13 protein-coding genes and 2 pseudogenes are annotated in these 12,293 nt (G+C 34.5%); 11 read left to right on the forward strand and 4 right to left on the reverse strand.

The features are described 5' to 3' along the window. Window positions 1-370 precede the first annotated feature (370 nt). On the forward strand, window positions 371-874 hold the full coding sequence (locus KJS58_RS23795; protein ID WP_191805077.1) for a hypothetical protein: 504 nt from the start codon (window positions 371-373) through the stop codon (window positions 872-874). Window positions 875-1,149: 275 nt separating this feature from the next. Here KJS58_RS23795 and KJS58_RS23800 read toward each other — a convergent pair whose 3' ends face one another. Then, window positions 1,150-2,031: a phosphotransferase family protein gene (locus tag KJS58_RS23800; protein ID WP_191805075.1), complete on the reverse strand. Its 882-nt coding sequence runs from the start codon at window positions 2,029-2,031 to the stop codon at window positions 1,150-1,152. Between the two features lie 74 nt (window positions 2,032-2,105). On the opposite strand from KJS58_RS23800, the pseudogene KJS58_RS23805 reads away from it, so the two are divergent. Beyond that, window positions 2,106-2,487: pseudogene (locus KJS58_RS23805) on the forward strand (N-acetyltransferase family protein). A gap of 21 nt (window positions 2,488-2,508) precedes the next feature. Here KJS58_RS23805 and KJS58_RS23810 read toward each other — a convergent pair. Continuing rightward, entirely contained in the window at window positions 2,509-3,210 is a 702-nt protein-coding gene (locus tag KJS58_RS23810; protein ID WP_191805074.1) for a class I SAM-dependent methyltransferase, read from the reverse strand. A 222-nt stretch (window positions 3,211-3,432) separates the two neighbouring features. Between KJS58_RS23810 and KJS58_RS23815 the strand changes: the two genes are divergently transcribed. The 6 genes and pseudogenes from KJS58_RS23815 (at window position 3,433) to KJS58_RS23835 (ending at window position 7,005) form a co-directional block, all read left to right on the forward strand. Beyond that, window positions 3,433-4,101, forward strand: a complete 669-nt coding sequence (locus KJS58_RS23815) for a hypothetical protein (protein WP_191805072.1) — start codon at window positions 3,433-3,435, stop codon at window positions 4,099-4,101. Window positions 4,102-4,298: 197 nt separating this feature from the next. Further along, window positions 4,299-5,030 carry a DUF4304 domain-containing protein gene (locus tag KJS58_RS23820; protein ID WP_191805070.1) on the forward strand — a complete coding sequence of 244 codons (732 nt, stop codon included), beginning with the start codon at window positions 4,299-4,301 and terminating at the stop codon, window positions 5,028-5,030. Between the two features lie 82 nt (window positions 5,031-5,112). Then, window positions 5,113-5,373 (forward strand): annotated as a pseudogene (locus tag KJS58_RS25560) (CPCC family cysteine-rich protein); the annotation flags it as partial. 501 nt (window positions 5,374-5,874) lie between these two features. After that, on the forward strand, window positions 5,875-6,000 hold the full coding sequence (locus tag KJS58_RS25700; RefSeq protein WP_283771331.1) for a hypothetical protein: 126 nt from the start codon (window positions 5,875-5,877) through the stop codon (window positions 5,998-6,000). 34 nt (window positions 6,001-6,034) lie between these two features. Then, window positions 6,035-6,427, forward strand: coding sequence for an Imm44 family immunity protein (locus tag KJS58_RS23830; RefSeq protein WP_191805066.1), 393 nt, complete (start codon window positions 6,035-6,037; stop codon window positions 6,425-6,427). Window positions 6,428-6,834: 407 nt separating this feature from the next. Then, the gene (locus KJS58_RS23835; RefSeq protein WP_191805064.1) at window positions 6,835-7,005 is read left to right on the forward strand and encodes a hypothetical protein; all 171 of its coding nucleotides are present in this window, start codon (window positions 6,835-6,837) and stop codon (window positions 7,003-7,005) included. A gap of 564 nt (window positions 7,006-7,569) precedes the next feature. On the opposite strand, the gene KJS58_RS23840 is transcribed toward KJS58_RS23835, so the two are convergent. Beyond that, window positions 7,570-7,770 carry a hypothetical protein gene (locus tag KJS58_RS23840; RefSeq protein ID WP_191805062.1) on the reverse strand — a complete coding sequence of 67 codons (201 nt, stop codon included), beginning with the start codon at window positions 7,768-7,770 and terminating at the stop codon, window positions 7,570-7,572. A gap of 184 nt (window positions 7,771-7,954) precedes the next feature. Between KJS58_RS23840 and KJS58_RS23845 the strand changes: the two genes are divergently transcribed. Both KJS58_RS23845 and KJS58_RS23850 read left to right on the forward strand, forming a co-directional pair. After that, complete coding sequence (locus KJS58_RS23845) at window positions 7,955-8,584, forward strand: stalk domain-containing protein (protein ID WP_213536093.1); 630 nt, start codon at window positions 7,955-7,957, stop codon at window positions 8,582-8,584. Window positions 8,585-8,857: 273 nt separating this feature from the next. After that, on the forward strand, window positions 8,858-9,127 hold the full coding sequence (locus tag KJS58_RS23850; protein WP_191805088.1) for an excalibur calcium-binding domain-containing protein: 270 nt from the start codon (window positions 8,858-8,860) through the stop codon (window positions 9,125-9,127). Between the two features lie 904 nt (window positions 9,128-10,031). On the opposite strand, the gene KJS58_RS23855 is transcribed toward KJS58_RS23850, so the two are convergent. Beyond that, window positions 10,032-10,607, reverse strand: coding sequence for a hypothetical protein (locus KJS58_RS23855; protein WP_213536095.1), 576 nt, complete (start codon window positions 10,605-10,607; stop codon window positions 10,032-10,034). Between the two features lie 291 nt (window positions 10,608-10,898). Here KJS58_RS23855 and KJS58_RS23860 point away from each other — a divergent pair, with 291 nt between their 5' ends. Then, window positions 10,899-12,260: a hypothetical protein gene (locus KJS58_RS23860; RefSeq protein ID WP_160037182.1), complete on the forward strand. Its 1,362-nt coding sequence runs from the start codon at window positions 10,899-10,901 to the stop codon at window positions 12,258-12,260. Window positions 12,261-12,293: the final 33 nt, after the last annotated feature.

Raw genomic sequence — 12,293 nt, forward strand, 5'->3', positions numbered from 1 at the left:
TCCTCCTTTGAATACCTTAATAATTTTACCCGGATAAAATAAGAAGTCAATATTACCCGGGTAAAATATGATTTATTATTTGTTATGGAGGGGTTAAGTGCAAAAGACACGGTCTAAGAGACACCCCGCTGAGGGCTAGTGTTTGCTTTATGTTGTACATGCAGTGATTTTGTCACAAAACTGAACGTTAGTTGTGCAACTAAAAAAACGACTGTCGCAGCTACCACAATTTAACTAACTGTAAAACGTTAGTTGAAAACAGCAGGGAGCAGCTTGCTAGTTGGTAGCTGCTCCCTTTTAGTTATGCAAACCGGCAGGATAACGCAACTTCCCAGCTATAGAAACGTTAATATAATATCGAGGTGATTAAATGAAAGCTATAAGTAAGTTGCTGTTCCTATGTATGATACCTCTTTTATTGTCTGGTTGCTTACAAAACGCGGAAAGTAATCAACCGACCAATAATTTGGATCTAAGTCCTCCAGTTGAAATTTCAATTGAAGAGGCGGTAGCTGAGATCCCGTTTGATATCAAACAACCGTCAGTCCCTTTCCAAGTTACTCAAAAATCAGCAAGGATTTTAGATGCCAATGGTAAATTTGATGCAGTAGAAATCACGTATGCAAATACCGATGAAGAATTGAACCTGATTATTATGATTACAAACTCAAAGGCTGATACGCGTCCGAATGGGAAAAAAGATCTTAAATTAGAGAACGGTTCGCAAACATGGGACCAAGGAAACGAACATGTAAGTGCCATCTATTGGAGAAATGAGGGTTTAACTTACTCTCTTATTTCAGGAAAAAATAACAATCTTGAACCGTTATACGATTACCAAACATTAATTGAAATAGCAAATACAATAAAATGATTTTGTTAAACTAAATCATTACGGTAACGGTAAAACAGTAGCTGAGAAGGTAGAGAAAGAATAAATAAAGGAGCCATCGAATGATAGCTCCTTTATTTATTAATACACCGTCAATAATATTGTATTGCACTTTTGAAGACTAACAGAAACCTCCACTCTTCGCTTTACCACTACTTGTGATATGGTTCACCGCGCTGTCTGTAACGGCAAGTTTTAGGCTATCCCTTTCGGGGATGGCCTTTCTAAAGCATCTAATGAACATCAAACACCTGAACTCAATAACCCACCGAATTCCTTAAAGTAAGAATGTTTTCCTGAAGGAATGCTTGATTTTTTTCTATTCCTCTATTTTTACACCAAACAACTGCACAGAAAGCATCGTAAAAATCATAAAAGGGTAGCACTTTTTCCAAATCCATTATAGGTCGAATCGATTGATAACCTTCAATGAACGGCATCTTTGTTCTTGGATTGACTTCCCAAATATATCGATTGACTTTTGTGAAATCTATTTCCGACGATCCGCCACGGGCACTCTCGAAATCAATAATGCCAGCAACCTCGTTACCATTGACCAATATATTACCTGGTCTAAAATCCATGTGAACAATGCATGGTCCGTCAGGGTCCGGCAAAGCAGAGAAAACTACATCAAAGTGAAGAATACATCTTTCATACAATTCGGAGTCGAGAATCTCTTTGCATGGCTCTTTCCACTCTTCAAAATTACTTTTGATATATAATCTCCAATTATTTTGATCAAGTAACTTAAAACCATTAGTTACATGGTAACCATACCCAGGAGTTTTAACCTCATGTAACATAGCAAGATACACGCCAATTTGAAAAGAAAGTTTCTCATCAATGTCTCCAGTACAAGGCATACCTTGAATTGCTGAAAGAAGCAATGCACCAGTAGTGCTTTCATCCCCGTACCAAATGTCCATTACCTTAGGAACAGGTATTACACCATGTAATGTCTCAAGCATCTGGAATTCACGAAATAGTTTATCCTTGTTAAATGGAATTTTTACAAAAACATTTTCTCCGGTGGCAAGAGTAAGTTTGTATACATCAGAACTAAATGATTCTGGAACATCTTCAACATTCAAGACGTTCAACTTTAGCTTTTCTATAACTTTTAGAATGGAACTCATATGTTACCTCCTTTTTTGGAGCGGTTCTTCCGATTTGTCTCTCTGAAAACCGAACCTAAACCACAATTGACTGAATAAAGTATCAATACATTGTAGATTTTTATAAGAGACCAAAACCATCAATTGCAAAAGTACATAATTTAATTGAAACGCTACTAGAAAAGAATGAAGATATACAATTCATCGCTGAAAAAGAAGGTGAATTTCTCGGATTTGCAACATTGTATTTTAGTTTTAGTACAACAAAAGCAGATAAGATTACTATAATGAACGATTTATTTGTTTTAGAGAAAGCAAGAGGTACAGAGGTGGCCGAACAACTCTTTAAGTTCTGTGAAACATTTACCAAAGAAAACGGATATGCACATATGTCATGGGTAACTGCATCTGATAATAAACGAGCTCAACGGTTTAATGGGTGGCTCTCTTGGAAACTGGTTGAACTATTCAATATAATCCTAATTCAACTTGACCAGCTTAATCATGTTTGTCAATTTTCCTGCCGTACAAGACAACAAAATTATAATACTTATATAAATAGTCTACATCCGAAAAACCAATCTCTTTCAACCATCCTATCTGACTTTCTAAATTTGCCATTTTATCAAGTTTAGTTCGTTCATACGCAGAAGCAATCTCTTCTCTTGATAGTTCACTGGACTCTACTTTTCTTTTCCAATCGTTTTTATATAATGAATCGAGAAACATTGTGTTACCAAGAATTTGGTCGGCATTTATGAACACCCCACCTTCCTGCAAACTCTGAAAAGTGTTTTTGTATAGCACCTTTTTTTCTTCATCTAGAAGATGATGTATAGAAAGGGCGGACACAATAACATCGAACTTATTCTCATAAACAAAATTTGAATAATCATCGACAATGTATTTTACATTATCCATACCATCAAATCTCGATTTAGCTACTTCTAACATCTTTTCAGAAATATCAATCAAAGTGAGGTTTGCTTTCGGATATTTTTTTAGCATCAAAGATGACAATAATCCCGTACCAGCACCTAGATCTAAAATATTTGGGGTGTCGTTTCCTGTCTCAGCAATTGAAACTGCTATACCATAAAAATCATCAAAACAGGGGATAAGATTCCTACGTTGCTCGTCATACGCATTCGCGACTTGATTAAACTTTAGAACAACATCATTAATTTTGCTGTTACCCACTGCACACACCTCCAATTAATTCCATTACAATACAAATAATATATCAATTCATCTCATTAAAATAATATATAATATCTATACTTCTAATAGGATTTTCCTATAACGATATATTATCGCATGATTAACTAATCAGCAGAATAGTTGTACAACTCAAATGATAAAACAGTTTACAAATCCAATTCAAAATGGTTACAATACTTGAAAATCGTAGGGGGCATAAGTGTGAAAAGAATTGGGTGCTTTCATGCACATTATTCAAATATTGAACACGTTGAAAAAGCTCTGAATATTTTTGATGTAGAATTAATTCATTTTGTAGATCCAGGTCTTGACCGAATAAAAATGGATGCTGATTTCACAAAAGAAATTATTGAAAAGAAAGTTATTGAGACACTTGATTGGATAACAAATTGCCATGTAGATGCTATCTTAATTACATGTACTTTTTTCACTTCAATATTTAAAGAAGAATTTCATTATTATCCGATTCCTATAATAAAAATTGACGAGCCATTGTTCGAAGATATCTGTAAAATGAATCAGCCAATAATAGTTACTTTTACGAATCCGAACACTGTTGATGGAACGATGAATCAATTATTATCCTACTCCAGAATGAAGGGTAAAGAGATTGAAGTTAAGTCTTCCCTTTTGGAGAATACCTTTGATTTAATCATGCAAGGGAAAAAAAATGAGTACATAGAATCTGTCTCAAATGGATTGATAAATATTATTGAGGAAAATCCAAAGAAAAGCGTGGTTGTTGCCCAGCTTTCTATGGTACCAGCCGCACAGTTAACCGAGAAGCAAACAGATATTCCCGTTAGGAACCATCTAGAGTCTCTGTCTAGATATATGAAGGAAGTTTTAGCCCTCGTACCAAAAACTTAGATTGTTAAACTAACTGTAAAACGTTAGTTGAACACAGAAGGGAGTAGCTAGCCAGTTGGCAGCTGCTCCCTTTTTGTTATGCAAACGGCAGGATAGCGTGGAGTGCCTGTTATATTTGAGCAATTGAAGAAAATCATATATCAATTCCTTTCAAGGTTAATTTGATGATAAAATGTTTTTTTGAAATATTGTAATTTATGTATCCAACACTTTGCATTAATGTTTCAGGAAAGGAAGTTGTTATATTATCAATGATTGATACAAAAAAATTTAAGCAATTGTTAAAAGAAACATTCACACGAGAACTAAGAAAACACGGATTCCAAGGCACAGCTGGTAGGTATAGAACCAAACCTAATAATCATTTAATCTATACTGTTAATATTCAGGGTGATAAATATGGTGGGTGTTGTTGTGTTGAACTTGGAGTATACATTGACTTCATCCCAAACACTTTGGGTGTTCACGTCCCTCTCAATAAAGTTTCTCCGTATGATTGTGAATTTCGGTGGAGACTATCAGACCTTAAAAATGAAGACTTATGGTGGAGTTATGGCGAGACGGAAAGCGAAGCTCTAGAGAACATCGGACATATGACAGAAATCTTTTTAGAATACGGTTTGCAATACTTTGAGGAATTCAATAATTTCCCTGAATGTCTCACCAATATTAGTATAAAGGATATAGAACAATGGAATAAAAATGTAAAGCGGTTGGGTAATAAGTATACAAGAGAGAGACTAGCATTAGTGCTTTCTAAAATACATCTGCATATGAACAATAATGAGCAGGCTATTTCTTTTGCAACATGGGCAATTAATCGGATTGGAAAAAAACATGTTGGAAGGGGATTGATTTCTGAGTTTAATGAGATCATTAACAAAGCAACTGCCCAAAGAGGTTGCCATGGTGAGATTATAGATAATTGAACTAACGAGAAAACGATAGTGGAGGGGCTTGAACATAGAAGTTCCTTTTTTCCATGTTAAATCTCATAAGAGGAGTGATTTCATGACCAAATATACTTGTCCATGTTGTGGGTATAAAACTCTTGATGAAGAACCACCTGGAACATATGAGACTTGCGATGTTTGTAATTGGCAAGAGGATGCTGTAATGAATGAAAACCCAGATTATTGGGGCGGTGCGAATGCAGTATGTTTGAGGCAAGCACAAAGAAACTTTATGAAATTTGCGGCTAAGGAAAAGAAATCTTTAGACAACGTAGTTCCAAGAAACGATTACGAACAAGACCCTTCATGGAAACCAGTGTGGGAAAATGAAGTAAACCTAGATGAAGCGAAACTTGCGGAAATACAAATCGACGGTAATGTCATAGATAAAAGGTTTCAGGAGTCAATTAATATTAATGACTTTTTAGACGCATATACTGAGTTTCTTGAAGCAAAGGGATGGGGCTTTGGTGGTGAAATTAAGCAAAGAAGTACCCAGATTGAAAAACCAAAACGTTGATTTGATAAATGCAATGATAGAACGGAAGTTATTCAACTAACTGTAAAACGTTAGTTGAACGACAATAGCGGCAGACTAAGACCTCATTTATCGAGTCTTGGTCTGCCGCTGCTTCTTTTAATGGATCATTCTAAAATTATCATTGACCACTTGTGGTTTTAATTGATTGAAACTAAAATTGTTTTCTACCAATTCTAAAACGCTCTATTTCAACAGCAGAGAAAAAATTATCCTCTCCATATAATATATTGCTTCCAATCTCTTATACGCTATGCATATGCAAGAGGAACTAAAAGGTATATGCAAAAACGCTACCGTGAGAATAATTATACAATGGTCATTATGGCTACGGACAAAGAAACAGATACATCAATGGCAACTGAAAAAATTATGAGAAAAATAATAATGGGGAAAGACCGAAGCTAAATAAAAGCGATTGGTAATAGGAAGGGATCATATTATGGAATTTTACTTCACTGGAGAAATTATGGAGGATGTAGAAAAGGCCTATTCTGAGATCGAGAATATTGTTTTAAAAAAATTAAATACATCACTAAACTCACAGGATTACGGTCCTGGCTTAAAAATATTGGGGATAATTTTTATGATCGCAAGTGATGAGCTTGTTGAAGAGGGTCTTTTTAATGAAAAAATAACTTACTTGAAGAAAGATAAGGACTCTGATATTCGTCTGAGAATTGATCATGCGACTTTTAGGGAAGTTGATCTTGATTCTCAAATAAGGTTACTAGTCGATAATTTGATTAGAGCTGTTAGAGAAATAAAGAAGAAATTTAAAGAGGACTTCGATTCTGAAAGGTTAGCAAAGGATATTGATCGTTTGTTTAACTAAGCTATAATTAATTATGAAATAAAGACAGGTTAAACCACGAGTGGATTTATTTTATGAATGGATTTTCTTTTATAAATTCTAAAAGCTGCTCTTTCAATCAAAATTTTCACAAATCACTGTAGTCCAACTTAGGTTTAATTAGAAAAAGTAAGCAACCGATCAACAGACCGGTTGCCTATTCCTGCACCCTAAACGGAGGGCACCGCGAATTACTTTTTCTTTAATTCCTCTCTAGTGTAGGCATCAGAAATTATCAATTTGCTTATGTGTTCACGCTAGCTTCCTAATCTTCTCTTCTTATTTGATAATTTCATTCACTATAGTTAACTTTCCGTATTATAAATGGACTCCCAGCAGAAACTCCTGTACTATTACCTTTTGATTCTAATTGAATGAGGATGATTTTTTTGGCAAGTGCAGCAGTAGTTTTTGCATCAATTCTTTTACCTATTTTTCTTTATATGTCTTTTTACTTTTTGCTTGATGGGAAACAGCCACAAGCAAGAAGAATATTCATCTCCCTTAGTTTTAGTTTAACAATATGGTCGATGGCAATAATTATGATTGCAAAAAATTAGAAGGTCTATCGACCTTCTTTTTATATTAGGATCAAAGTTTATTTAGATATTTTTAGAGTAGTTGTGTAATTCCCCAGATGACCAAGATACTCAAAGATTGGCGTGTGACCATATTCTTTAACTACAAATACTTGTCCTGTTATAACATCCTTGTATGTATCTCTTATCTTGCACTGGCTGGCTTGGATCAAGTTCTAATATCTCATTCCTCCACTAAAGGAAAATTCTAGTTATTAACATTAAATAAAAATGCCATTATCCCTAAAAGTAAAGGGTCTAATCCAAATATTGATTGAACTAACGGTAAAACGTTAGTTCAAAATAGAGGGAGCAGTTTGCCAGTTGTGGCAGCTGCTCCCTGTTTCGTTACAGCAAAGTTTAGACCACATTTTTATTCTCATGTGGCTTTTGACGTTAAAAATGTGGCTTTTCAGGTTAGGATTGTGAGATATCAGAAATCTGGAAGCAGTCGTTTGTTGGACTAGCTAAGGAGAATATCTGGTTTCCGTCCAAGATATTAGTATCAAGTAGTAAGTATAGAGAAGTAAGTGCCTCAAATCTTAGTTATCCTTCGCATTTAAACTCGCAAACCCCGCGCATAAAATATTCGCCTTTCACCTTTATGCTATCCTCAGTAATCCTCTCGATCACACCTCTTCCATAGAGCTCCTTATTAAGGTATATAAAGATGGGTTTAGCGTCCATCTTCGCCGTGTACAACTGGTCATCGGCAGTCAGCGTCTTCATAGAATGTTTGTTTTGCAATATCATCATGCTCCTTTTGTGAAGTTTATGGGATTATTTAGATATAATAGTGCACTATCCCTGTTTAATTATTTTTACAGTTCTTGTTAATTATATCGTCTGATTAACCGATATTTTTAATAGATGTAAAAATAATACATAAAAGGAGACGGTAAGAAAGATGAAATTGAAAAGAGTAACTGTTTTGCTATCCGCATTCTTATTGCTCAGTAGTTCGGTGGCTTTCGCAGCCAACACGCAAACTGTCAAGGCGACGGTTTCGAATCTCAAGTACACGCTTAACGGGAAAAACTGGACCGCTAAAACCACTGCAAAGCCAGTTGTAATTAACGGCACGACATACTTGCCGATCGGTGTCGTTAAGGAAGCGACGAAAACGAACATTACCGTGGATTCGAAGACTGGCAAGATTAATATTGGGGAGAAGGGCGTAAAGACACCGTTCCAACAAGTAAGTTTTAATTATGATTACTTCAGTAATACAAGAAATAAGAGTTATACAAATATTGAGGGCAAAGAATACAAAGAAGTGCTGTATACAAAATTTTCTGCTTTTGCTCATGATTACTCAACACCGGATAAGAAATATCAAACTTTGCATCTAGATCTATTTGCACCAAAAGAAACGGTCGAAGTAACTGTGTTCGAAGATTTAATTGATGATAGAAGTTTAGGGAATATCTCTGTCGAACCGGGAAAGGTAACTTCATTAGAAGTTAACGTATCGGATGTTAAAAAGATTATGATTAGCCTCAAGAACTTCGATAACGGAGAACATGAATTTGTAATTTTGCCAACCTCATATTACAAATAAAATACATATAATTGAGATCGTTTCTGAGTATAGGGACTGGTTTAATAACGCGTAAAGTCGCTATTTTAGCGGCTTTTTTTAATTGTGATTTCAAAATCCATGGTATATCCAGTTAAGCGTGTAGAGATGAGTAAGGTTTGTAGGGTAGTTCAATCAGTACTCTCCGTTATAGTTTGTGTTAATTAATATCCAATACCAATATATTGAAGGAGAAGGATGATAGAGGTATAGTTAATTAGCATTATACTGTAGAGAGGAAGTGTTACTATTAATATCAAGAAGGTATTTGTGGCTGTTTTATCTCTTGGACTTATTATTGGACCAACGATAGGATCAACTGGCGTAGCAGAAGCAAAAGAGAAAGTAGTTACATATAAAAACTGCACAGAGTTGAATAAGGTATATAAAGGCGGCGTAGCTCGTTCATCATCAACCAAAAATAAAGGTGGAAAAACGAAATATAAACCTCATGTTTCTAAAGCTCTATATGAAGCCAATAAAAAAAGTGATAGGGACAAAGACGGTATAGCTTGTGAAAAATAAGTAGATTGATTAGTAATAGACTCTTCTCGTGTTGAAGGGTCTATTTTATATTGTGGGTTACTTTAAGAAGCGCTATAAAATTCTACTTTTGGACACTTATAAGCGGACATGTCAATTTTTAACTTACCTTTTATTGTGATTTATAGAATAATGACAGGTGCTTAGCATGAAGAAATTTGCGGCAATACGGAAGCTTATGAGTATCCTGTCCATCATAGTGAATACTACGTAAGTAACAGGTAAGGCTCGTGTGTATAGGTTAATCTTATCCTCTTACCTCGCTAGAAATCTCTTCATAACAAGTTCGAAGTCTACCCATCCTGTCTCTGGATCTACACATGCTATCTCACCATTTAAAACAATGTCCTTATTAAATGGATTCTCTAGGAGCTCTGGATACTGTCTTAGGCATTCTGTACGGTGTCTTATATATAACTTGGTTTGAATATATCAAGCGGTGACCGTCTATCTTTGGTTCAATGTCTGAAAACGGTGATTGTGCCGTTTTGGATGCTTTTGTAGTTTTATAGTGGTATTAATGTCTTTTCTATCTAATAAAAATCCGTTTAAGATACACCTCATGTAACTACGACTGAAAAAAGTTGATCAAGTAGATAAATTTCACTAATTAAGTAGATATAAATACACAAAAAAGCCACCAGATATAAAATGGTTTGATGGCTTTTTTTAAATTTGTTCAGTTCTTATTTTTTCGTTTTCGATCTAGAAATAGAAGTATAAAAAATACTACCACAGCAACTAACGAGAAGTAAAAATACTCGATCCAATTCACTTCATTTATTGTACCCATAAAAAGATGATAAAGAGCAACTACGAGTATGCCTACAATAATACAAGCTATAAGTTTCAAAAAATTAAAGCTAAGTTTTCTTTTCATTAACTATTATTTGTACCCGTCCAACCATACCTCACTTGTAATTGGACTTCCTTTCCTATGTTTTGTTCTCCCGCTATCAGAATAGAAGGTGTGAGTCGTTTTCTCAGCAACTTTCATTCTAAACATATTTGGATTTGGTGGAACGACAGTTTTATAATAAACTTTATCAGTATACCATATATCTGGAATTTTATCTTTAACAATTTCGGCAACTAATTCTGTAGTTGAACTAACAACAATTGCACCTGCAAGTCCCAAAGCAGAATAACCCACTAAACCAACTACAATGTTAGTTACGTAAGAAATAGTATATTTTGCAATTTTAGTATTATAGAAAAAATTACCATAATGGTTCCAAGCAGAAATTGGGAGACCAGATGGATTTCTAGTCTCTATGTCTTCGCTGAGGCTAGATTGCTCATTAATAAATTCAAATCCAGCTTGTTGAGGTGTATTATCAATAACTTCTTTTAATGGCTCTTCCCCATTTTGCGGAGTAATTGTAATTTCAGCTTTATATCTTGATACCATATCCATCTCAAAATTCACAAAAAGCTCATACTCACCTTTATCATTTTTCAAGTATATGTCGCTATTAAGTTTTTTGAAATCCGAAGAAGTTTTCTCAATAGCCTTCCATTCTCTTCCACTGCTAGTATATGTATATTCTATTTCAGAATCTCCATAATTACCAAGCTTTATTTTAAGACTAGATTCTATAATATTGAATAATTACTAATTAATATTTTCCTAATTTTGTATTGTTTTATTAATATCAATGTGCTAATCTCATAGAATTGAAATTTTGAATAATTTTCTATTTTGATTATTCTATGTGGTGCTTCATTTTGATTAAAGGGGAGAGAAAAGATTTTGAAAAAAAACAAAAGAAAATTTCTGATTATGGGCAGTAGGGTATTAATGGCATCGATAGCTAGCCTATCTTTAGTAGTTAATACAGCTGTTGCAAGTCCTCAGATTGTGGATGATGTTAATCCAATAATATTTGAAACCTCTGATAGTTACAATAATAACGCTATTCCACCAGGATTTGACGGTGAAGACAACATTGATTCTGCAGCGCGTATAGGAATCCAGAACTTTTCTATCTTGTCTCGTAGCAATAATTCATTGTCAATTAATCAAGAGTTAAAGCCATCTGGAGACTTCTATATTGGTAAAGGTGGAACAGGAACCCTGACAATAGCAGGTAATACATTCGATTTTATAATTGAAGATGCTTCTACCAAAACTGCAACTTTAAGTTCTGGAAATACCCTTCTTTGGGGAACCTTTGAAACAACTATTAAAGATATAAACGAAAAAAATATGGTTACTACAATTAGTTCTGCTTCAATTGTAGAATCCGGTGAAAGATTCTCATACGTAACCATGGGTACATATGAAGATGGAGCAGTTGTCTTGCCTTTTGGCGATAGTGATTTCTTGAAAGACGATGAAATCACAAAGATATTATTAGAAGATAATGAAGTTCAAGAGGAGAATATTACTACTTCTGATGAAAGTAATACAATAAACACTATTCAAGAAAGAAAAGGACTGCAATTTAAGCATCAAGGTAATGCTTATAGTTACAAACTTCAAAACAATCCTGTTGCAAATAATTGGAGTACCGTTGTAATGGCTACTTCTAATAGGAAAGGCGTGGAAGTGGGATATACTAATATTCAAATATGGGGAAGATTAGATACATTAAACAACCATTGGAAAGACTTCTATAAAGTTTATCTTAATGGGGCCGAAGCAAAATTAAATGTTGAGGATAGTAACGGCTACGGACAATATTTGAGGATTATTTCAACGACACCTGGGACAATAAATGAGTCCTATACTATGTCTACATACTCATTTGAATTAATAGATTATATTGTTCCTGGCGTTGGATATGTTGGAAAAGTGCTTCAAGCATTTTCAAATGGAGTAACGACTTCGGGTACTACATCATATCGCCCTTCATATGACGAAGCGTGGGTGACATTTAAAAAACCTGCTAATTTAAACCTACCCAATACTATAAGTTGGAAAAATGCTAATGAGGCTGTAAATGGTAAGACGTCTGGTATAACCGCTGAATTCAATTGGACTTTATTCACCAATAAAACTGTTAACCTCATCTCCAGAGGTAGAGTTCAATATAATATGGTTAATTCTGAAGTTCCACTGGGAATTAAATTATGGACTAATTATGCTTATGTTAAACATACTGTAAACTAAATTAATTTTTGATAGATAGTTTCAGAAGCTTAG

It is taken from the genome of Paenibacillus sp. J45TS6 (assembly GCF_018403285.1).
Lineage (GTDB): Bacteria > Bacillota > Bacilli > Paenibacillales > Paenibacillaceae > Paenibacillus.